Here is a 22,695-nt window from a genome sequence, read left to right on the forward strand (position 1 = left end):
CACTTCTCTCTCAACGCGGTCCGGCCTCGTACCGACAGACCGACCCGCAGCCGGACGTCCTGCCCCGGGCGCCGGCTGACGGGTTGCGCACTGCTCCCGCAGGTCGTCTACGCCTTCCACGCCTCGCCCTCGCTCTCGTCACCGACATCACCATCTGGATCGACGTAGTCGACGAGCTCCGCCTCGACGACCTCGTAGACATCGTCCGGCTCTTCGTCCACGGCGCCGTCCGCAGGGTCGTCGCCTTCGTCGTCGGAGAAGAGCGCTGCCAGCGGATGCGGGACCTCCCCATCCTGCGACGCCTCCGTGCCACCTGCGCCTGCGGGCAGCGCCGCCAGAGCGTCCGCGGCCGGAGGTGACCAGGGAGAGATGGGCTGTGCCGGATAGGGCCGCAGCGTCGACAGATCGAACTCCTCCAGCTCCGCGTAGGGATCCCGGGATGGTTCCTCGGTCTCCAGCTCCAGTCCCTGGAAGATCGGTTCTTTCCCGGTGCGCTTGGGCGGCGGCTTCGAGGAGCGCCGCCGCCGGTCGCGCTGCGCCAGGGACAGGGCGACGGCTTCCTCGCCCTGCTTGCTGTCGCCGGATACGAGGTGCTGCTCTGCGTGTTCGCGCCACATGTCCGCAGTCCACGGATCGGTCAGCAGGTGCCGCAGCCGGAAATCGCAGGTCACCCAAGTGTCCGTCGTGTGGTCGTACAGCCACACCCGCTCAGGACGGTAGGGATTGAAGCGGCACTCCCACTGGCCGCCTCGGCCGGGCAGCTTCGACCCGCCTCGCAGGAGGATCTCCCGGTAATGCCCGGCGTCCTGCGCGACAGGCTGATACGTCCGGCGGTTGATCATGAATCCGCCCTTGCCCGGAGTGACCCACCGAGCCAGCAGGAAGAAGCGGTTCTCGGCAGGGGAGAGCGGTACGGCACGGTAGCCGCTGCGGGCCACCTGGACGGCATACATGTCGTTGGGGGACAGCATGATGCCCGGGCGGAACGGATCACGCAGCCCCGAGTGCGGGTTCTGCTGGTACTCCAGCGCCACCCATTCCTGGGCCATCTGCTGAAGCTCCGCGATGGTGAACAGCGGCATGCGGTCGATGCCGCGGCCACGTTTTCTGTGGCTGCGGCCCTGCCAGCCGTGCCGAATGTACTGGCTGAAGCGGACCGCGAGGGTGATGAAGAAACGCTCGGCGAGCGGTTTGTCGGACGCGGTCCTCTTGCGTGCGGGACGGCGGGCGATACGCAGCCGGTCGCAGACCTCGGTGAAGTGTTCGCTCACATAGGGGCTGCCGTGGTCGTAGATGATCAGTTCGGGACGGATGACCGGGCGGGCGGCGGTCGCCTCCGTGAATCGTTCATCCGCCGCCGCCAGCGCTTCGAACGGCAGACTCGAGGTGGCGGCCGCGCTGAGAGGGTCCCAGCCGGGCATGACGGGCCAGGGCGCGAAAGCCTGGGCCAGCATCAAGGTCAGGTCGATCGCGCGGGTCGCCTGGCCGGCCTGCCCGGTCTCGGCGTCCCTGGGACGGCTGGGGGTGATCATCAGCGCGCATTGACTGTGGCTGGCCACGTCGATCAGCGTGGTCAGCTCCGTGGCGGTGGGCCGGCCGTTGTCGCCGCGGGCCAGGACCCGCAGCGGTGTCGTGTCGACCTGCATCACCTGCCCCGGCCGCAGCACAACCTCACGCCCGCCATGAGGCAGCGGCGGAGTGGAGGCCAGAGCGGCACGGCCGCGCGTCGGAAGGTCCAGGACATCAGCCAGCCCGGACTCTTTCATCCGCAGATAGAACGTGGACCGGGAAGGCAACAGAGCCGCCACGGCCACCCGACCGCCGAGCTCTTTGCCATGGCGCGCGTGCAGCAGGTCCTCGACCTCTTCGCGGATCAGGTCGATGGTCACGTCCGAATCGTTCGCGCGCCGCGCCACCACGTCCTGCATGGCGGTCAGACAGCGCCGATCGGTGAACCCTCCCGGCCGTCGTTCCCGCGCTGCAGGCAGCAGAACGACCGGATTCTCCCCGGCCGCTTTCCACTTACGCCGCTTGTCAGCGAGAGTGTGGGCGGAGTAGCGCAGCCCCTCGCCCGCCATCCGCGCCGACATGGCAGCACACCTCTGGGCCAGCGTCGTCTCCGGCCCGAACCCCTGCGCACGCTCGCTGCAGCCCGGCGCCACACCGGTGTCGATCTCCACCATGCGCGCCTGCCAGAGGGCGGCCTCCTCCTCCCGTCCCTCCCGCGGCCCCGTCGCCCTGAGAGCCGCTCCGTCCGTCGCCTGCACCGCACCACTGGTGAGAACGGCGAAGTCGTCCGCTCCCACCAGCCACCGGTACGACACCGCGCGAGGGGGCTCCTCGCCGTTCTGCCCCACCAGCGTGACCAAAGGCCCCCGCCACTCCGCCACCTCCCACTCCTGCCCCTGCCAGCGCACCAGCGCCCCGATGGACAGCGACTGTGCACGCCCGCCCTTGCCCGTCATCGCCACGCGTCTCTCTCCGGCCTTCAGGCTGTCCACACCTCGGCATCGGGCAGCAGCGGCCGCTTGCCGTCGAACAGCAGCCGCCGCTGCCACAGCAGCCGATAAGCAAGGTCGAGGCCCGACAGCTTGTCCAGTCCGCTTGCCGCCACCCCCTCCCGCAGCCCCCTCGGCGACCTGAAAGCCTCCAGCAGAACCCGCCCGCGGCCCTCTTCCTCGCCCGAGGCAAACCGGTAGCCGGCCAACCAGGCCAGGTTCCGTCCACGGACCCCCGAGGGCTCGCGGACCTGCAGTACCCGCCAGCCGGCCTCCCGGGCCACCTCCGCAAGCATCTGAGATTTCGACGCAGGCACGTCCTGCTTGCCGGGCGGCTTCAGTACCAGCACTTCACGTACCCCATCGGCTCTGCGAGCCACGAAATCCGGCCGCCAGCGGCGCTCGCGCCCACCGGCCCGCCACCTCAGTTCCACAGGGCCGGCGCTGAACGCCACCCACTGCGGCTCGAAGTCGAGCTCCATAGCCAGCCGCCACTGCCGCAGGCTGCCGCACACCACCGTCTGCTCCCGCGTCGCGATCGGCCAGTACGTGATGATGCCCTTGCGGCCCCGGTACGGCACCGGCTCGCTCACCGGCCCGAACTCCTCCAGGGCCAACCCACGCAGCGCTGTCGCGCGGCACGCGCGCACCGGCCCGTACGGCTCGCGGCACAGCGCCACGACGCCTGGACCCGCCTGCTTGTCCAGCGGCCCACCAGAGGACGCCGCCGCGCTCACGCAGACCACCGCCCGCCGCGTACGTGTCCCGCCGGCTCTTCCTGCACCCGCCGCCCGGGCGCCATACGGGTGGCGCGCCCCCATCCCGGTCGGCTTTCTGCCGACCACGACGGAGCAGGCGAGGACCGACAGGTTCGCAACACGCCCTTGCCCTGCCCCTCTTCTGACGGCTGGAAGTACCGCAAAAGCCCAGGCAGCCATAGTGCTCCGCGCCGGTGCGCACAGGATTGCCCGGCGGCCCGATACGCCCGAAAGGGTGAACATGCCAGTGTGTGCTGCCGTTGGCTGCCCCCGTGACCTACACGCCTACGCACAAGGAGCGATCCTGCCGCTCAGAAGGAGGCCGCCTCGGCTACCCCGGCCCGCAGTCGGCCCGCTGTACAAGAGACCTCGCTGCCGCCTGCCCGGGCAAGGCAACCCCTGCACCCCTATGCCGCACCGCGGATATGGCGGGACGTCCAGCCACGTCGAAGCGCCCCGGCGCCACAGGGGCGGGGCCCAGCGAGCAGACACCTGCCCGCTGGGCCCCGCACTCCTACCGGAAGCTCTTCTTCAGGGCGGTGATGGGCGTTCCCGCAGTCCGATATCCCTGCGCGCTGTGGCCGCTGAACTGGCTGAACTCTCTCCAGTAGCGGGGGTGCTCAGACAGCGTCTGCCGTTCTCCGCGCAGAGCGTGGACCAGGTCGCAGCCAAGGCGCTTGAGCTGCTGCTCGAGCCATTGCCGGCAGACCAGCAGGCTGCTGGCCTTGCCGCTGGGACGGACCCACGTCAGGTGCTGCACCCGCAGCAGCCCGTCGGCGTCGTACCAGTGGGGCTGGTCGGGGTCGCGTCGGAGTCCGGCCCCTCTCAGCAGCGGGTCGTTGAGCAGAGTCACATAAACGGAGGTATTCAGCGAACAGTCCGGTCCCTGTCCGCTCCACTGGTAGGTCTGGTCGGTCGGGATGGCCGTCACGGGCTTGCCGGCGGTATCCGTGGCGCGGTCGTGCCGGCCCCGCGGCGTGGTGAGCAGACGCTCCGCCCACTCGTCGTCGTCCTCGAGGGGGCCGTCCGCCCACCGCCGCGCGAGATCGGTGAGCCTCTCCGCCCTCCTTCGCGTCTGCTGCTCACGCCAGCGGGTGTAGAGGTCGCCGATCTCGCTCGGGTCAGGGTTGGGATCCGGCGCCTGCGTATCGTCATCGGATTCCTCGTCGCTGCCAAGGTCAGGCAGGCTGTCCGAGGCGGGTTCCGCTTCCTGGACGGGGTCGTCCTCTTCGTAGACGAACGTGGCCACCTGCCAGGTATCGGGTTCGGGATCGGTCCAGGGGCCGGGAGGTGTGGGGAAGTCAGCCAGAAGCAGACTGTGACGGTCGGGGCCCTCGGGCATCAGCCGGTTCGTCCAGGGGCGGCCCTCAAGCCATGCGAGCAGGCCGGTGAACTGCTGGTCGGGCACGATCCAGCTGTAGAGGTGGTGCCACTGCTCGGCCTGGCCCCGGCCGGCGCTCCAGCCTCTGCCGTCGTGGTCGTCCGTGGCCTGCTCGTGGAGCACGATCCACTGCCTGCCCTCACCGTCGATCCTGAGGCCCAGCTCCTCAAGACCAGGCAGATGGTCCGCGGCATTAATCCAGTCGGCCGCGCCGTCGTCGTCCGGCAGGGCCGGCACGACAGGCGCCAGGGGGTGCGAGGGATCCGCGGGCGCGAACGTGGCGTTGTCGGCTTCGTCGGGGCTGGTGTCGTCGTCCATGACGGAGAACGGATGCGGGGCCGGAGGCAGGGAGGGATCGATGTCGAGCAGCAACAGCTGTGCCGCACCGGGATATGCGGCAGGGTCCTGCTCACTGGTCCGGTGAGGATGGTGATGATTCGCCAGGCGTTCTACGAGTTCGTGCAGAGCCATCCACTGGTACTTCTTGCCCATCCGCTCACCCTTGTGAGACAGACGGGAGCTGGGCAGACGACGCCGGTAGGTGTCGAACTCGGCATAGAGCTCGGGCGACCAGCCCAGTTCGGCGACGCGGCCCAAAACCCAGCGCGACGCCCATTCGGCATCCACGCGGTCCCGCGCGAGGCGTTCGTCCTCGGGCGGCGGCACCTGGCAGCCCTGCAGCAGCGCGTACTGATCCTGCTCCAGGACCTGCCTCCCCTCCCCGCCGGCGAGGAGCTGCGCGACTGCTTCCGGCGTGCTCAAAGCGGCCCTTACGTCGTGCGGGAGGCTCTCGGCGAAAGCCGGGATGCCCGCGGGGTCCACCACGACCGGATCATCCCTCCGCTCCCACGACGGCCGGCCGGGATAGTCGCAGGACAACGGCAGCATGCTGAAGTGGTGGACCGCGGGCTCGATCTCGTAGCGCGCGAAGTCGCCCAGCGACGACAGGGAAGACCGGACCGTCCCCCATGACGACTCCGGCTGCTCTGTCCGGGGGAAGAGCGCATCGAGCTCTTCCTGCGCAGGCACCGGCCCGAGCTCGGCACAGGCGTGCGGATGCCGGACCGCGGCTGCCTCCTCATCGGTCAGGCATCCGGCCCCGTGCGCCAGGGTGACCAGGCGCGTGGCCGCATCGCACAGCAGCGCGTTGCGTGAGGCATGGGCAGGCGAACCGACGTCCCCATAGAGGCGATCGATGAGCCGCCGGGCGATCCTGCCCACCAGCGCATCCTGCTCCTCGCCCTGCCCGCACCGGCCCACCACCCCGTAGGCGACCCACACCAGGCGCTCGAAGAGATAGGGGTCGTCGACCTTCTCCACGTCCTCATCGAGGAACCTGTCCAGCAAGGACTCCAGAACGTCCCCGTGCCCCAGGAGCAGCTGCACGAGTCCCTTCGTCGCCCGGTCCCGCAGAAACCGGTTGGACGACGTCAACGTCCACACCAGTGTCGTGGCCGCCAGGCGGACAGCCTCCTTCTGCGCTGGACCCGACGCCTGCGCCTGCAGGCGTTCTCGCAGGCCCAGACGGGGCCGCGCAGGGCGCGAGGCCGGGCGCAGATGGGGCGGCGTGGGGTACTGCTCGGCCCAGCGCAGCAGCCGGTGCAGCGCGGTGACGTCCCCCAGCAGGTTGTACGTCTCGATGCCCCACCACGCGTCACGCTCGGGCCGCGGCATCTTCGCCAGCTTCGCGTGAAGACGGTCGGCGTTGAGCAGGTGCCCCGGCTCCGCGGTGACCGCCACCACGGCCTCCAGAACATCGCCGACACGTCCGTGACGGGCTGCCGTCTCGTTGAGGAGGTCGACGGTGCGCTCGTTGACGCTGCGGGTGCTGCGCAGCGGGAGAGTGGTCACAAAGCTCCGGGCCAGCTGACGGCTGCGCACCTCCGCCCGGCCCGCGGGCCTGCCTTCCTCGGCCGGCGTCGGGGGAGGGGAGGCCAGAAGATCGATGAGTTCCGTCCCCGTCTGCTCGGGCAGCAGAATCGAGGCGGCCTCCTGATAGTTCGGGGCGGCCGCAGCCAGCCAGGCCCGCAACGCAGAGTCCTCGCCCAGTTCCCGGCCCTCACGCAAGCGGTCGATCTCGCCCTGGTGGGAAGCGAACACCGACCGCACGATGCGGTCATCGCCGAATGCCTGGTATGGGAAACCGATACCCGTCTCCTCCTCGGCCCGGTAGGTCCGCTCGTTCGACACGATGCCCTGAAGGAGCAGTTCCCCGAGCATGGTGTCCGGCCACTTCGCGGCCGCGGGCGCGTACGCGTCGACCACGTCACGGGCCTGTGCACGGCCCAGCACGGACACCCCGGCGGCGGCCATGTGCGCGGCCAGGGCGTCCACCGCCCGGTGGACCGGCCGGGTCAGCGGATCCAGGCCGAGGCGCGCACAGATCACCTCGGCCCGGTGCTCGACGTAGGCGTCGAAGACGGTGCTGCGGTCACGGGCCTGCCCGGCGGTGTCGGTCGAACCGCGGCTTCGGCTCCTGCTCAGACCGTCCGCGTACAGCTTCACGAACAAAGGGTTGGTGAAGACCGAGGAGAGCAGGGGCGTGTTGGGAAGAGCCGCAGCGTCTCCCTTGAGGTAGCTCTCGAGGCCCTCCATCTCCCGGCCGGCGAAACCGGGGTGGTCCGAGACGGGGCCCTCGAAACCGTCGGGAACGACCAGGGGTGTAAAGGTCGAGCGGCAGGACACCACCAGGGCGATGTGCCGGAACGCGGCGATGCGCCCCTGCAGGGCGAGCAGCTCGCTCTTCCAGCGCGTGGCATCGTCGGCGTCGTTGAGCGCGTCGATGATCAACAGGAAGCGGCAGTTGCTGGCGGCTCCCGCGGCGTCCATCGCCTGAAGGAAGTCCCGCTCGGCGATCGCGCCCAGTCCGCGTTTTTTCGCGATCTCAGTCAACGCATCGCGCCCGCTGAGCTCCTGGCCGAACACCACCAGCGCCGGCCGGCCGGCGTCCACGGCCCTGCGTGCGGCGTCGACCAGCAGATGCGTCTTGCCTTGCCCGGCGGATCCCTTCAGCAGCCACATCCCCTTCTGTGCCGCCTGGGCCGCCGTGTCCCGCATCAGCGCCGTCATCCGTTCGCAGGCGCTGTGGGCACGAGCCAGAGGGCCCTCGGCCAGCTCCTCGATGCCCTTCCAGGCCGGCCGCTTCTGCCCCGGCATCGCAGGCGAAGCGGAAGCCTCGGCGTTCCGGGAGTGCGTGACGAACCGGTCGGCCAGCTGCGCGAAGTCATCCAGCAGGCGCACCATGTCCTCAGCGACAGCGGCTGTCTCCTCGGCAGGGAACCCGGATAGCGCAGACGCGGCGGAGAGGTCATCAACGGCCTCTTGTGCGCCCTCCCGTATCGCAAGCGTCCACGACTGCACCCACCGCGACAGCTCCTGGTGTGCCGGGCTGCTGGGTGAGGAGGGATGGGTGCTGTCCCACCGTGTCAGCTGGGTGAGGAATGCTTCGATATGGCCTTGCAGGTCCCGGGCCCTTTGGGTGCTCTGTCGCACGAACTCCGCGGGCAGCGCACACGCGTCGGCCACCTGGGCCAGCGGCAACGGCACATGATGCTCGGGGGTGTAGCGCGACTCAGCCAGACGCTCAGCCAGCGCGAGCTCCTCCTTGAGCCAGTCGCTGCCCAGCGCGCGCCTTTCGAAGAAGAACCACAGGCGCCCTTCATTTCCCGGTCGGCCCAACCGGTCCAGCAGCTCGCCGCCACCGACGTAGCGGATGTCGACATCAGCGAGACCGGGCAGCGTCTCCTTCCACGAGGCGATGTTCCTGTTCCACCTGTCCCGTGCGCCTTCACGCGGCTTGCCCGCCGGGGTGAATGGGGTGGGGTCGGGGAGGTCGAAGGGGGTGAGGAACTCTAGACGGACAATCTTCCGGTTGGCGATGTTCTCGCCCACCGTCGCCGCACTCTTCCTCGCCTGGGGGAGGAGGTCGTCGAGGCTGTGGACGAACTTGACCTGGTACCCGTGTACGGCACTGCCATCAGGGGCCTGGTCATACCATTCGACCCCGCCGTCCGGAGCAGCGGTCTTGATCGTCTCCCAACCCGCAGGTGCCGCGGAGCGGAGCTGGAAACACAATTCTTCGAAGGAACGATGCTGGCTTCCGTCCCACTCACGGATACTGCGCCAGTTGTGAGCCCTGCTGTCGTTTGCTACCAATGCCGCCCTCTGACTTGTTCTGCCGCCCCGCAGCGTGCGCGCCGGATGCCAGCCTAGAGACCCGCACTGACACTCGAGGGCCGCTCTTCGCCGGGAACCGAACCGGCACAGGACACGACTGGCTCCTGCTGCGCGCCAGCCGCCGACTGAAGGGCAAGGGCCATCAAGACAGGCATGAGCGTTGTTCCAACGGCCCGGTCGGCGAGGCGAGCCGGCGGTGTCCCGGGGCAAGAGGCAGCCGTGTCCGCCGGTGTCCGGAGGCCGGCTGTGTTTCCGGGTTCGTCGGTGCCCGGTGGCGGTGCAGCCAGTCCAGCAGCGGGACCCTGCCCGCCTGGGCATCCAGCTCCCACGACTCCATTAGCGCCTCGGCCCTGCCGAGCCACAAGGAAGCGGCGCCGGTATCCCGGACGTCAGACTGCTCGAACTCGACCATCAGCTGAGCGAGCTGTGCCGCTTCCGGGTAGATCACCAGCGGCATCGCCCAGGCACTGCGGTCCTCCAGTCCGCATGCCCACGCCCGGCGGACCCAGCGCAGCACCGTGGGCATCGTCCGCCACCAGTCCGCCGCCACCTGGAAGGCGTCCGCGAACAGCTCCTCACCCGACCTGCCGAACTGCTTGTACACCCGGCAGCGCTTCAGATGCGCGTCGACGACTTCGGGAAGCTCCTTCAACGACACCCCGTCCAGAGGCTCTGTCCGCGAGTCGTTGCACCACCGCCTGTGCCGGGCACACAGCCTCCAGCTGTCCGGGATCAGCCACCAGGCCGGCTCCCTGACTCCGCGGGCTTCCGCGCACTCCGTGCAGTAGCGCACGAGGTGTCCCTCCGACGGCTGCCAGGGCCACTTCCACACCGCGTCCGCGTCTGTGTCCCCAGGCAGCAGGTGACGAGGAGCCAGGCTGGGCAGCGACCGCCGCAACACGGCCGCCGGTTCGCCGGCCAGCACGGCCAGATACACAAGACCCGGCCCATTCACATACATCTCGGTATACCGCGGGTACTTGGCCACACGCGCCGCGTCGCTGGACGACGATCCCGTGGCCTGGCCCACGCGCTGAAGGAAATCCGCGAGCCCGAGGCCATTGGCGTGCGCCAGCCGGTTCACGAACGACCCCGTCGACTCACCGGGCAGAGGCCGGGCCCGCAGCGGGAGAGGCTGACGCGGTCCATAGGGCCTGGGCATCTGCAGCACCACGCCAATTCCCCTTGTCTCCGAACTGCTCCGCACCCCTGACCTCTATCGTCGCCAGCCGCCGTACAGCCAGGTCAAGAGCCCTTAGCTCTTTCGGGTGAACCCGGCGGCAACACCCGGACACCCTCCACAGCACGGATCCGAACCTTGATCCGCAACGTGACGATCCGCTGCCGGGAGGGCATCGTGGCCACGCTGACGAGCAACGGCCTGAGAACACCACTACGCGGCCACCAGACACTCGCCGTCGACGCCTGCATGCACGAGTTCACCGCCGGCGCTCCCCGCGTGAGCGTCATCATGGCCACCGGAACGGGCAAGACCCTCGTCGCCCTCAACGCCGCCCAGGAGGCCGCGCCGCGGGGCAACGCGCTGATCGTGATGCCGACCCTGGACCTTCTCGAGCAGACAGCCGCCGTCTGGCAGAGCGAAGGCCGCCAGGGGATCTACCTGGGCTACTGCGGGCGCGACCAAACCCACGTCCGCTCGCTGCGCGGCGTCCTCACCATGATCCACGACCCGGGCGAACTCGCCCGCCGTGCTGCTCGCAGCAACGGCCCGGTGAACGTCTTCTGCACCTACCACTCACTGAACCATCTCGCCCGAGCCCACCGCGACCACCTCCTGCCGCGCTGGGGCATCGTCATCTCCGACGAGGCTCACCGCACCGCCGGCAACCGCCACAAAGCCTGGGGCGTCATCCACGACAACGACGCCCTGCCCGCCCATCACCGCCTCTACATGACCGCCACCCCGCGCATCTTCGACGAGAACGCCGGCTCGCAGGCATCCACCGGCTGCGAAGTGGCCTCCATGGACGACTACGGCCTCTACGGCCCCGTCGTCTACCGCATCTCGCTGGCCGAAGCGATCGACCAGGGCCTGCTCGCGGACTACCGCATCGTCGCCGTCGAGATCAGCGACGCCGAACTGCACCGCGTCCTCAGATACGCCTCCATCAACTCCGCAGGCGCCGAGGGAGTACGTGTAGCAGCCGCCCAGATCGCCCTGCTGCGCGCCCAAGAGAGCTACGACCTACGGCGGACCCTGACCTTCCACCGCCTCATCGCATCCGCCGACATCTTTGCCGAGACCCTCCACGAGACAGCAGCACTCATGCCCCCCGAGACGCGGGCGGCCCTCGTGGTCGGCACGGTCAACGCCAGACAGGCTCCCGCTGCCCGCCGACACGCACTGGAGACCTTCACCTCCGTAGAGATGAACAGTCCCGGCAACGAGACCGCCCCTCACAGAGCCGTCCTGACCAACTGCCGCTGCCTGGGCGAGGGCATCGACGTTCCCGGCATCGATTCGATCCTCTTCGCCGACTCCAAGCAGAGCTCACTCGACATCACCCAGGCCGTCGGCCGCGCACTGCGCCAGAGCCCCGGCGACGACAAGATCTCCACCATCGTCGTTCCCGTCTTCATGGAACCGGGACAAGAGCTCGAGGAAGGCGTCAAAGGAACCCCCTACCGCCTCCTCTACCAGGTCCTCATCGCCCTGAGCACCTACGACGAACACGTCATCCACCGAGTCGAATGGGCCACCTCCGACGATCACCAGGAGAACCTGGGCGTCGCCGCCGGCCCCGAACGCGCCGACGAGATCATCCCCCTGCTCGACCTCCAGGCCACCAAAGCACCCAACCGGGTATGGCAGATCGGATTCGAAAGCGCCCAGCGCTTCTTCGACACCTACGGCCACCTCGACGTCCCCAGCCGCTACCTCGGCCCCGACCGCTTCTACCTCGGCTGGTGGCTCGGCCGCCAGCGCTCCCTGCGCATCAACCGCATGCTCCTGCCCGAACGCATCGACCAGCTCGACACCCTCGGCATGATCTGGCCCCACCCCCCGCACAGCATCGAACGCAAGCTGCAGATCGCCCGCGACTACAAAGCCCACCACGACCACCTCGCCCCGCACACCGACGAAACCTTCGGCGGCATCCGCCTCGGCCGCTGGATCGCCGACCGCCGCCGCGAAGCAAACAAACGCACCCTGCCCTACGGCTACCAACGCGCCCTCAACGAGATCTACCCCTGGTGGAGCACCTCCTGGCCCAAACACTGGCACCACACCTACGCCCAGGCCCTCACAGCCGCCCGCGCCGGCAACCTCCCCTTCCCCGACCTGCGCCCCGACACCGACGACACACCCCTCACCCGCTGGCTCGACCAACAGATCGACGCTCTGCCCACCCTCGACCCGGGCCAGCACGAACTCCTCGGCGCACTCCCGCTGCGCCACCCCCTGGCCCTGCTCCTGCGCCGCCCCCGCGGCCACGCGGCACGGGCTTTCACCAGAGGACTGCTCGCGGCACGCGCCTTCTGGCGCAGCCACCAGCACCTCGACGTCCCCTACGGCTACCTCTGCCCCGACACCGGACTCCACCTGGCGCCCTGGATCGCCGCCAAACGCCGCAACCCACTGCGGCTCACCCCTGAACAGCGCCACGCACTCGAAGCCCTCGACTTCCGCTGGATCCGCTGACCGGCACGCCCGAAGGCCCGTCCGGTGACAACGTGCGATTGGCTTCCCGGGCAGGCTCTTGCAGTCATCATGCCCTTGCCCCAGGTGACGCGCGCCAGCCGCGCTCCACGCAGGAGGCCGGACTCGTCCACCACAGACACTCCAGTCCCCATGACCTCGCACAGCGCATCGCTCGCAGGACCCTTTGCGCCCCACCTCGGCCTCTCGCGCAGCGGGTTACTACGTGCGCTCAGTACCGGAGCGTGCGACCTTTGGGCTGCTGGGCCGTACCCGCAGGTCGCTGTCATGGAGGCTGATCTGCCACTCCTCCTGCCGCAAAGCGGCCGACCCAACGGCCCGGCTATCGCGCCGGTCCGCCAGGGTTTTCATCAGCAGGCCGAGGACGAGGACGCCACCTCCTGCCGCACCCGGGGCGAGCGGCATGAGTCCCACCCAGACCTCCACGATGCCGCCGTTCCGAATACGCAGGCCCAGCATTCTTCCGCCCGGCCCCCCAGCAGGGTTCAAGCCTCCTGAAGGAGGCGGCGTACGGCGACGAGGTCCCGTACCCGGTAGTCCACAGACGCTTGATTCGGCCACTGTGGCCGAGCAGACGAGCCGCGCGTATAGCGGTGCCTGAGCCGTCATGCAGGACGCCGCGTTTGGCTCACGACTTGTAGAAGAAAGCTTCGCCTAGCAGGAAGGCCCGGTAGCTCGTGGTGGTGGGTACAGAAGGCTGGTACGGGAGTTCGATCGCAAACGTTTCGGTCATCGATGCCACCAAATGGTCCGCGACGTCCGCAGGCGGCCTAAGCCGTGTGTCCTCACCCGCGATCGGCGAAAGACGGGAGAGGCGATCCGCATGGTCGCTACCTGTCGCCCCTTCACGTCGAGGCCGGGGCGGGAGCAGGTTCGCCAGGTGCTCAAGGGCCACGCCAGGATTCAGTGCCCGTTCTGCCCGCTTTACCGCCCCAGTCGTGAACCCTCCTGCAGCGTAGAGGATGCCGCGCTCAGCCCCTAGGTCGAGCAGCTTGCCGATGAACTCATCAACGGTGCCGATCGAGACGCGTCGCCCGTAGCATTTGGCTTCGATGACGACCTTCAACTTCTGTCCGGCTATAGAGCCGACAGCCAGCGCATCGATCTGACGCGGGACGCCGCTGAGCGCGCCGACCTGCATCTCGTTGTGCGTGATCGACGCGTGGGCGTCCAGTGCACTGACGAGTGCGGCCACCCGCTTCTCGTACGCCAACCAGAAGTCAGCCTCAGCAGGCTTCCTCTTCTTGGCCCGGCCGTTTACAGCGATGGTCATCCCGGAACTCTAACGGTGCCCACCCATCACGATTCACAGATCATCGAGAACTACATCTCCCAACCCGCAGGTGAGTTCACCCCTGTTCAGCCTCGCCGCACAGCGCACGTCTTGATGTTCCAGCGGCCTTCTCTGTGGTCACCAGTTGGCTTCGATGGTGGTGACGGTGAGGTCGGACGTGCTGGTCAAGTGGATCGCCTCGAGCCAGTACCGCTCGGGAGGCTTGTCCACGGGATGATGATGGGCCAGGGCGCACACGAGGAATCCGCTGTCCTGCAGCTCAAGGGGCCAGCCGGTGAGGACTGTGTGGTCGCCGTTCGCGGAGTAGTGGTCGCGGATGACGAGACCGACGACGAACCTTGTTGCGGTGACGGAATCGAGCTCCACGATCGTGGCCAGCGGCTCAACCGGCTCCCGGTCGAGCCAGGTCACCCGTACCGCGGTGGCCTCCAAAGGCCGGAAGTAGGCATTGGCGGTGACGCCGAAGCGCTCCCGCAGGTGCTGAAGTGCGGTCGTGTCCAGCGGAGTACCGGGCAGCTGGAAGGAAGCCGGCACTGGGAGACAACGCGCCGGCCCGCCTGCTCGTCCTCGGAAGAGACCTCACCTGGTGGTGGGGGAGCGCTGATGCTCGCGGTCAGGGTGTAGAGACCGTCCAGCGCGGTGTCGCAGTAAACGAGCTGTTCGCTGTGGTGGGGCTCGTCCAGAGCCGCTGTCCGCTGCGGGGCCTCGTCGAGTGCCTCGATGAGTGCCGGGGCCCCGATCCCGAACCAGGAGGTCCCGAGCTGCTGCACAGTCCAGGTGGGGCGGTGGCTGGTCAGCCCGAGTTCGTCGAGAGTGTGGAGCAGCCCCACCAGATCCTCGGTCGAACGAGCCTGCACAGGCATGTCCAGGCACACCCCGTGCCCTCGGCCGAAGGACCAGTCGACATCCGTCACCGATGTGGCGAAGACCGCGGATGTGAATCCTCCCGGCACGGATATGTAGGGCAAGGCGTCACCACCCTGGCCGCGCAGCATCAGGTCGCCGGCCGGTAGGTCGCGCGCTGGGCGGCGCAGCCTCTGGACTGTTCCGGCGCCCAGATGAACGTGCCCGTGGGTGACGAGCCTTTCCTGCTTGCTCTGCAAGAGGCCCGGGAGCGATGCGGGATCACGCAGTACGGCCAGCACATCTGCGTGATCCATCAAAAGCACCGGCCTGCTGCGCTCCCGGCCCACCTCGTCAATGAGTGTTGTGGTGAACCCCGAAACACTGACGATGACCCCGACCACATGGGAACTGATACGTCGCAGCCGGTCATGCACCGTACCCAGCACATCGATGTCGGCCTTTGCCTGCTGCCACTTGCACTCCAGCAGGTAGTGCCGCTCCCCGTAACGCACGGCCAGGTCTGTCTGCCGGGGCAGGGCCATGCCCGGATCGAGCTCCACGACGAAGTGCGCCAGCTCGAAGGCCCGGCGCAGCAGCTTCTCGAAGTCTTTGCCCCGCCGGTGCGGATTGTCCGCCGCGCTCAACCGCGAGTACATGTCGGCCAGCCCGGATTCGGGCGCCAGGAAGGCATTACTGCGGTACACGGGAGAAACGTCGCTCACACCAACTGATTCTGCTTCACCGTGGCACGTGATGGAGACGAATCGCCTTACTGCCCGGGCGGCCTTGCCGGGCTCATGTCCTGGGTGGGACACCGTTCCTGGGCGATGAAAGGCGAACACGTCGGCAGATCGCCACGAAGGTGATCGTGGTCGGGGCCTCGGTCACCCGCCCGGCGTCACCCCCGCCCTAACGAACGATCACACCATAAAAACGACGTCTTAGGAGCCCCGGCTGTCGACCGCGCACGAGCACACCGAGACGTCGTTTCATATACAGCGCCGTACGAGGAGGCCCTCAGAGCGCGCGCAGAGTGGCCTCAATCGCCTCCACGATGCCGCCGTGGGCTGCCGGCGCGACCCGGTGGGCCCTCCCCACGGGGACCGGGGCCTGCTCCGCGACACGGTCCAACACTCGCACGAAGTTCTTGTCAGCGGTGAGGAACACCTCGCAGTCCGGCAGATAGGCGGCGTGCTGGACATCGATGGGGTTTCCGTTGGTGATCTTCATGTCTGCCTGCACGGTGTCGGCAGCCCACCGGAGCCAGTTGCGCGGCATGTGCGTTGCTTCCACCTCGTACAACCAGAACCGGTTGAACGCCTCCCGTGAGGCACACATAGCGCGCAGGTCCACCCGTGCGCCGACCCAGTCCGCGTAGGTGGTGTCCTCGTGCGTGAGCACGGATCGGCGACCCGTCCAGAAAGCACGCCAGTAAACCTCCTGGTTGTACGGCCGCCACGCCGCAATCCTGTCGCCGGGAGCCCAGCCGGCCTGCTGCTCCGCCGTCGTCTCTTCACTCGGGGACATCGTGATCAGGGAGAGGTCACGCAGATTGAACTTGCCCTCGCGCCAAATCTCCTGCTGCTCCTTTTGGCTGTCCACGAGAAACCGCACCGTGCGTGCGGTCCGCCGCGCTGGCTCCGCGTCGCGCAATCGTTCGTGCTGTTCCACGGCCTCCCGCCAGACCCTCTTGGTCCAATATGTGCGCCACGTCGCCTCGCGTCCGGTGTCGGGCACTGACCGCATCCACTCCGGATGCAAGCGCCGCACCTCTGAGACCACCTCCTCGCCCTCCCTGTCGGCCTCGCTGCGCAGCCGCTCGTCCGTCGCCATCGTGATGGCCTGGACGATGGCTGCCCGCATGTCCGAGCGAGGATGCTGCAGCACCTCTAGCAAGACGCTCGGAGCGGTCACCACACGATGCCCAAGGGAATGGGCAAGCGCCCTGAACCGCTTCCCTGCCCGCTCATCCCCGAGATAGGACCAGATGTTGTTGTCGAGCATGATCCTCACGCCGTCGCCCTCTCCCTCACACCTCGGCCGCACCTGGGGCAGCTCTCATTCAAGGAGTCTTTCGCGCTGGTAGTCCAGCGCGCTCCTATTGCCTTTCGGCCGGGCGATCCTACGGGGCTTTCTGGCCGCGCCTGCGGGGTCATGCCTGTCCTTTGGTATTGGGTCGGGGCCGTGCTGTCGGGCGGCTGTGTGTGCTGGGCTGTGGTGGTGGACCCCAGTCAAGGACGTGCAGGCCCGTGCTGAGGATGAGACCGGCTTCCAGGTTCAGGAGCTGGATGGGAGACCGGCTGTGGCGCCGCAGCCATCTATGACGCCGCTGCTGTTCCTTTTTGCTCAGGTTGTGCCAGTGGTCGTAGTGGACACCGGGTGCCCTGTCCGGGTTCTCGCGGGCCCAGGCGCGGACCAGAAGGGCGTCGTCCGGCGCGGTGCGCAGGGTGGTGAGGGCCCATGCGGTGTCGTACGGCAGTGAGGGCCCGTGGCGTTTCATGAGCCGGAGAGTCCGTCGCTGCCGCATGGGTGCAAGGAGCCATCGTGTGATGCGGAGGTTCATGAAGGTGTGCTCCCGGTCTCGGGTGGGGTGCGCCAGCGGTCGGCAGCGTCTTTGAGGCTGTGGTGGCCCAGCGTCTGCAGGGTTTGGACGAGGGCCTGGAGGAAGATTTCGCGCTGCTGGGGCGTGTGGAGGTCGGTGACGAGCTGCTCGGTGAAGCGCAGGATGTCGCTGCGGATGCCGTCGCTCTCGGCCTCGTGGGGAGGCGGCAGACCCTCTAGAGCGGCGGCGAGGGCTTGGAGGTCGTCAAAGCGGTCGGGAAACTGGGCGATCCACCACACTCGGCGCAGGTCAGGGTCTGCCAGTACGTGCTGCAGATGCGCCAGGCGGTCCAGTTCCTCCTCGTGCGCCAGGCTCAGCGTCTGCTGCCGACAGGCATGTTCTTGGGCCAGGTTGCGGTCGCGGGGCGCGGCCTCCAAACGCGCGCCACCGATGCACCTCAAACCTGGTGCGACGCAACTCCACTGGCCCAGGGCGGCATTGACGGCGTCTTGCGCAGCAGCGAGATCGAGGACGGAGTGCTGTCGCAAGACTTTCGCAGCGTGCCGACGCAGACGGTCTCTGGCCGTCGCTGCTGGGTCGTGAAGCTCAGGGGAATCGGGTCGTGTCCAGTTCCAGGCGCCATCGATGCGGACGGTGAAGCACACGGCCTTGAGGCGACTTGCCATCCGCTCATCCCGCAGGACGAGCGGATGGCACGCCTCCTGGGCGTCGGCCGCACACGGCGCGGGCAGCGCAGGTGTGCGGCGGCGCCATGGCAGGAAGGTCACGGCTGCGCCGGGTAGGTGTCACCACCAGCGTCGGAATCGGATGCTGCAGGGGAGAGTGTCTGTTCGTCGATCAGACGGCGAAACAGTTTCCTACGCCGTGTCCGTCCCAGGTCCGACGTGCTAGAAGTGCCCACCAGGATGCTGGCTGCTCCTGCCTCGTGGAGGTGCCCGCGTAGCACCGCGGCCGTGATCGGCATGAGCAGTGTGTCCGGCAGCGCGGGGGAGTCCAGCCACTCGGCGAGACGAGCGTGGGCTTCTGCCGCCGTGGAGGGTTCTTCCAGGGCGGCCCGCCAGCCCCGGATGAAGAGCTGGTCGATCAGCTCCGCAGTGGGGTCACCGGCGGGCTCCTGCGCCGAAGGCAGGAGAGCGGTGTCGGTGATGTCGGTCAGTGCCAGGAAGGTGCTGGCCCCGGCCTTGCGTGTCGTACTCTCCGGGGACTCGGCCCACTGGATGATCTCCGACAGCACCAGGATGCGCTGCTCCGGCACATTGGCCAGTGCCCGCACCGCATCGGCGACCGCCTCGCTGGCCAGGCCGTCGTCACGCGACGCAAGGACGCGCAGTCGGGTCAGGGCGATGCGCGGGTACTTCTGGCCCAGCCGTCCGGCACAGATCTCGGCAACGGCCGAGACCAGTTCCCTGCTGACGGTCTTCTGCTTCGCCCAGTCGTACAGCCACCTGCGCACACCAGGGCCCGTGTCAGGGTGCAGGGCCATCGTCTCCAGGACACCGATGGCCAGCTGCCGATGGCCCGTGCGGCCGGTTTCGATCCACCCGCTCATCACGGTCTGCACGGTCGAGCCGCCGGGCAGCAGGGACAGCTGCACCAGACGGTCGGCGATGCGCCCGAGATGGCGAACGGCGATTCCGTTCGGGGCGCTGAGCTGCGACGCCCACTCCAGCAGCACTCCGCGCAGCTGCGGCCGCTGCTGCCACACGTACTTCAAAACCGCCTCGGCCAGCCCGTGTCGCTCCTCGTCCAGCGAGATGCACTCCTCACCCACCACTGAAGCATGGATGGCATGCAGGCGTGCCCGCAGGTCACGGCCGGCCAGTGCCCCTCCGGGCGGCAGGACACCGCCAACTTCCTCGAAGAGCTTGTCCGCTGCTTCCAGCACGATGTCAGCGGGCGTGTTCTCCAGCAGGGCGGCGGCCATCAGCAGGGCCCGCTCGCGCAGGTCATCCTCGGACGAATGGCTCGTGAACCAGTCCTCAAGGTGCTTACGCCAGTCGGTGAACTGCTGCTTGATCGAATCCCTGTCGTCCTCGCTGGCCTCGGCGATAAGGCCGGCCAAGCGGGCGGCGTCAGAGACCTGAGAGGCTTCGGTGAGGAGCGTGTCGAGCGAGGGACTCGTCAGCCAGTCCACCCGGTCGCCCGCACGATGGCGAAGGTGCGCCAAGGCGACCTGCTGAGCCGGCGGGCGGACCAGGTGCGTCGTGGGCACGTTGGCCAACGTCCGGGGATTCCAAGAACCCTCATCGGTCAGGATGACCAGAAAGGCCTCGTCTGCCTGCGCCGCCTTCTGGTAGTCACCGAGGCCGGTGTAGAAGTCGTCATCCAGCCCGCTGTATCCCGTGAGGTCCAGGATGAAGCCATGCCCTGCGGTGTGAGGAATCTGCTCGGTACGCGGCTGGTCCCAGTCCAGCACCAGCCAGCGGATCCGCTCCTTGTGCACGCCTGCCTTGAGCAGAACATGGAGCGCAGCCGTACGCCGCCCCGTGCCCGCCTCACCGCAGAGCACCAGCGTGTGGCTTCGCTCGTGCTGGCGCGACAGTCTGCTGACGGCCAGTGCCGCCTGTCCGCTCCCGCCGGGGCCCGCGGAGTCGACGAACGCGTGTTCGGCGAGGTCCAGTTCGACCGCGTCGACACCGACGCCGCGCAGATACTGCCAGCTCCGCTCGTAGCGATGGTGGTGCTCGTTGTAGTCCCTGCCGACCTGCGTCACCGTGGCGTTGCCGGTCGCCTCAGCCTTCTGGAACGGCAGCGTCATTCCCGCGTCCGTAGTGCCGGTGCTCACGCTTCCTCCCGGCCGCGGTTGTAGTCGCCGCCGACCTGTACGATCCGCGCCTTGCCCTTGGCCTTGGCCCTCTGCCCTCCCGCCGGGATCGCCGGCTTTTCGCGAGCCGGGCCGTCGTTCGTCCGGCTCTGGCTCTCGGAGCCGCGCGGGCCGGCGGACGAGGTGCTGCTGTCGGCGTTGAGGTAGGAGGCGATGACGGCCGGGACGAGTCCGGGCACGTGGAGCCAACACGTTTCCTCGAATCCGGGCTTGCCGTTCACGAGGGCCGTGGCCGGATGGAAGTCCCGCGGCTTCAGTGTCTTGGTGCGTTCGGCGCGGACGGAGCGGTCGTAGACCGGGTCCGACACGGCAGCGGCCAGCGGCAGGTCATTGTCGAGGGCAGCATCCATGGCCCGGCGGACGGCCACGCTCTCGACGAGACGGCAGGCGTCAACCGCGGCATCACCGCGGTGGTTGGGCAGTACAAGAGGGCCGACGTGGACGCTCGCACGCAGCCGGATGGAGGGGGAGCTGGCCAGACGGCTCTGCTCCCGTCGCTCCAGGGCCTGCTTGAGGTGACCCAGGAGCGGGTCGACCAGCCTGGCCGCGTGCCGGGAGGAGAGCACGTAGATGGATCCGTCGCCACGGTCCTTGACCGCGTTGTCGAGCGTGACGACGTCGTCGATCCCGCACTGCTCGAAGACGGTGGACAAGATGGACTCCAAGTCGGCCAGAGTGGGAGCCATCTTCGCCTCGGGGATCTTGCTGTAGTCCTTCATATCGACGACCAACAGGGCGTATTCCTGCGGGACATCGTCCGCGTCCGGTGTGACAGCAGGGGGCATGCAGCATCGGCCTTCCTGGCAGGAATGATCGGGTGGTGGCCCATGCTGGCCGCGCACGTTCCGCGGCGGTGCCCAGCAGTGGGCACCGCGACCGTGCTGTCGATCACCTCTGGGCATCCGCATGCGAGCGGATCGACAGCATGTCGCGAATGATCAGACCGCCACCGGCCTCGTTGACGAGCCATCCTTGCTCACGCCACGGCTTGAGAGCCGTTCCCACGGCGTTACGGGACGCGCCGATCATCTGCGACAGCTCGATCTGCGTCAGGCGCACGACGTAGTCGCATCCCTCGCCGGAGGCTGCCTGCAGCAACCGGCCCAGAGCTGAAGCCAGACGCACTGCCACCGGTGAGGTGGCCATTTCCAGACGTACGGCCTCTGCCTCCCTCACACGGGCAATGGCATGCCGCAACAACGGTGCCAGCAGTGCGTGCTCGTCCACGAAAGCCAGGAAATCCGAAGCCGGAATGATGTGCACACAGCATGTCTCAGCCGCAATCACCGACGCCGTGCGTGGCTGGGCGTCCAGCACTGCCAGCTCACCCAGCAATTCACCGGCACCCCGGACCGCCAGCAGCGTGCGCTCCCCGTTCCCGCCCGTCAGCGTGACGAGCGTGGAACCCGAATCCAGCAGAATCACATGCGTTCCGGGATCGCCCTGCCGTAACAGCACGCTGCGCGCCGGCCGGACCCTGCGTGGTGCAAGGTCTCGCAACTGAGACCACAACGACTTACCGATCATCGTGACGTGCCGCTGATACATAGGCCCCCCAGGCGTACCGTCTGTCCTGACCGGATGCTCTCAGGCCATTACATACAGCAACAACAGTCCCATTCCAGCCATCGTCAGCGCAGCGACAACCAGGTCCACCGCCACGCAAACCGCCCGGAACTTCCGTCGTGCCAGACCAGCGAGCACAGCCAGCCGCACCTCCTCCATGCGCAGTTGCTCCGTGACACTCAACCCGGCAATCGACGCGACCACCGGCCCGATATCGTCCCCCCGCCGCACACCGAGCAACGCTTCAGGCGAACCAACCCGCGGAAGCACGGGACGTAGAGCCCACAACGCCACACCCACCGCGACCGCCAGCGACACCGACGCCAAGAACAGCGCCGCAGACGAGCCCCATGGCTTCTCCTCGAGGCCACCCAACAACGCCACGCTGGCTGTCAAGAACCCGCCAGCGGCACCGCACACGGCAGTCGCTTTCCCATCCGCACGCTGTAGCTCAACCACCAGCACCGCAGTGGCGCACTGCAGCCGCTGCACCTTCTCCAGGCCTTCTGCCGCCGAGTTCCCTGCAGCCCTCTCCACGAACGCCCCCATTCACGTGCCCGCATCTATGGCTCCGACTGTGCCCTTCTCCTCCACGCGCTTGTGCACACCAACGGGCACTGAGCAAGCGTCGCCGGTCACGCACCGCATGCCGGCCACTGGCACTGACCTGTTCCAGAGGGCCTCAATCCGGCCCTTCACAAGGCAGTGCGCCGGTAAGCAGACCGATGGCACCGCCGCAGAACGCGCCGAGGAATCAGATGTCTGTAGCCTCCGGCCTCGCACACCCCGCAGGTGACGGATCAGGCTGCGCTCGGTGCGCGGCGCACGCGCCCACAGCCGATGGCGTGGCCAGGCTCGGGCGGATGCCCAGTGCCTTTGCGATCCGCCGCGCACCTGCAGAGGGGACCTGCCTCTCGTCGCGAGCGCGGAGACACAGTTCTTCACCTGCCTCTCTGGTGAGCCGTCGGCCGTACCTCCGTCGGTCACGACGAGGCGGACTGCCGATGGTCGTCGCGGTCTCCTTTGGTTACGGGGCGGGGGTGTAGTGGACGACGGTGGTCTCGCACGCCTCGGCGTAGACGGTGAGCGCGTCGATAGACCCACCAG

General features: G+C 68.1%; 15 protein-coding genes. 1 reads left to right on the forward strand and 14 read right to left on the reverse strand.

The genetic code is table 11. The annotated features are described in order from the left end of the window. Positions 1-107: 107 nt before the first annotated feature. The 4 genes from MW084_RS24195 to MW084_RS24210 form a co-directional block, all read right to left on the reverse strand. The gene (locus tag MW084_RS24195; protein WP_275563779.1) at positions 108-2,501 is read right to left on the reverse strand and encodes a transposase; all 2,394 of its coding nucleotides are present in this window, start codon (positions 2,499-2,501) and stop codon (positions 108-110) included. Beyond that, entirely contained in the window at positions 2,489-3,235 is a 747-nt protein-coding gene (locus tag MW084_RS24200; protein WP_255113637.1) for a TnsA-like heteromeric transposase endonuclease subunit, read from the reverse strand. The genes MW084_RS24195 and MW084_RS24200 overlap by 13 nt, the downstream gene beginning before the upstream one ends. A 535-nt stretch (positions 3,236-3,770) precedes the next feature. Beyond that, positions 3,771-8,528: a hypothetical protein gene (locus MW084_RS24205; protein WP_275563780.1), complete on the reverse strand. Its 4,758-nt coding sequence runs from the start codon at positions 8,526-8,528 to the stop codon at positions 3,771-3,773. A gap of 427 nt (positions 8,529-8,955) precedes the next feature. After that, the gene (locus MW084_RS24210; protein WP_010471351.1) at positions 8,956-9,987 is read right to left on the reverse strand and encodes a TniQ family protein; all 1,032 of its coding nucleotides are present in this window, start codon (positions 9,985-9,987) and stop codon (positions 8,956-8,958) included. A 144-nt stretch (positions 9,988-10,131) separates the two neighbouring features. On the opposite strand from MW084_RS24210, the gene MW084_RS24215 reads away from it, so the two are divergent. Next, the gene (locus MW084_RS24215) at positions 10,132-12,477 is read left to right on the forward strand and encodes a DEAD/DEAH box helicase (RefSeq protein WP_010471353.1); all 2,346 of its coding nucleotides are present in this window, start codon (positions 10,132-10,134) and stop codon (positions 12,475-12,477) included. Positions 12,478-12,696: 219 nt separating this feature from the next. On the opposite strand, the gene MW084_RS24220 is transcribed toward MW084_RS24215, so the two are convergent. From MW084_RS24220 to MW084_RS24265, 10 genes are all read right to left on the reverse strand, one after another. Next, complete coding sequence (locus tag MW084_RS24220) at positions 12,697-12,954, reverse strand: hypothetical protein (RefSeq protein WP_010471355.1); 258 nt, start codon at positions 12,952-12,954, stop codon at positions 12,697-12,699. A 169-nt stretch (positions 12,955-13,123) separates the two neighbouring features. Then, positions 13,124-13,768: a restriction endonuclease gene (locus MW084_RS24225; protein ID WP_010471357.1), complete on the reverse strand. Its 645-nt coding sequence runs from the start codon at positions 13,766-13,768 to the stop codon at positions 13,124-13,126. Positions 13,769-13,906: 138 nt separating this feature from the next. Next, the gene (locus MW084_RS24230; protein ID WP_275563781.1) at positions 13,907-14,155 is read right to left on the reverse strand and encodes a hypothetical protein; all 249 of its coding nucleotides are present in this window, start codon (positions 14,153-14,155) and stop codon (positions 13,907-13,909) included. A 41-nt stretch (positions 14,156-14,196) separates the two neighbouring features. Further along, positions 14,197-15,357: a restriction endonuclease gene (locus MW084_RS24235; protein WP_010471361.1), complete on the reverse strand. Its 1,161-nt coding sequence runs from the start codon at positions 15,355-15,357 to the stop codon at positions 14,197-14,199. 295 nt (positions 15,358-15,652) lie between these two features. Further along, entirely contained in the window at positions 15,653-16,639 is a 987-nt protein-coding gene (locus MW084_RS24240; protein WP_158684331.1) for a hypothetical protein, read from the reverse strand. 555 nt (positions 16,640-17,194) lie between these two features. Continuing rightward, on the reverse strand, positions 17,195-17,965 hold the full coding sequence (locus MW084_RS24245) for a hypothetical protein (protein WP_158684332.1): 771 nt from the start codon (positions 17,963-17,965) through the stop codon (positions 17,195-17,197). Continuing rightward, a complete protein-coding gene (locus tag MW084_RS24250; protein WP_010471367.1) occupies positions 17,962-19,983 on the reverse strand; it encodes a hypothetical protein in 2,022 nt (673 codons plus the stop codon). Before MW084_RS24250 ends, MW084_RS24245 begins: the two co-directional genes overlap by 4 nt. Beyond that, positions 19,980-20,753: a hypothetical protein gene (locus MW084_RS24255; protein WP_275563782.1), complete on the reverse strand. Its 774-nt coding sequence runs from the start codon at positions 20,751-20,753 to the stop codon at positions 19,980-19,982. The genes MW084_RS24250 and MW084_RS24255 overlap by 4 nt, the downstream gene beginning before the upstream one ends. Positions 20,754-20,910: 157 nt before the next feature. Then, entirely contained in the window at positions 20,911-21,570 is a 660-nt protein-coding gene (locus tag MW084_RS24260; protein ID WP_010471370.1) for a Crp/Fnr family transcriptional regulator, read from the reverse strand. A gap of 39 nt (positions 21,571-21,609) precedes the next feature. Further along, entirely contained in the window at positions 21,610-22,137 is a 528-nt protein-coding gene (locus MW084_RS24265) for a Pycsar system effector family protein (protein ID WP_010471371.1), read from the reverse strand. Positions 22,138-22,695 lie beyond the last annotated feature (558 nt).

The sequence above is a fragment of the Streptomyces sudanensis genome (assembly GCF_023614315.1).
Classification (GTDB): Bacteria; Actinomycetota; Actinomycetes; order Streptomycetales; family Streptomycetaceae; genus Streptomyces; species Streptomyces sudanensis.

Bases quoted from the DNA above. Each gene is read 5' to 3' on its own strand.
- MW084_RS24260 (WP_010471370.1), bottom strand. From the start codon at position 21,570: ATGTATCAGCGGCACGTCACGATGATCGGTAAGTCGTTGTGGTCTCAG.
- MW084_RS24240 (WP_158684331.1), bottom strand. From the start codon at position 16,639: ATGCTCGACAACAACATCTGGTCCTATCTCGGGGATGAGCGGGCAGGG.
- MW084_RS24220 (WP_010471355.1), bottom strand. From the start codon at position 12,954: ATGCTGGGCCTGCGTATTCGGAACGGCGGCATCGTGGAGGTCTGGGTG.
- MW084_RS24265 (WP_010471371.1), bottom strand. From the start codon at position 22,137: ATGGGGGCGTTCGTGGAGAGGGCTGCAGGGAACTCGGCGGCAGAAGGC.
- MW084_RS24225 (WP_010471357.1), bottom strand. From the start codon at position 13,768: ATGACCATCGCTGTAAACGGCCGGGCCAAGAAGAGGAAGCCTGCTGAG.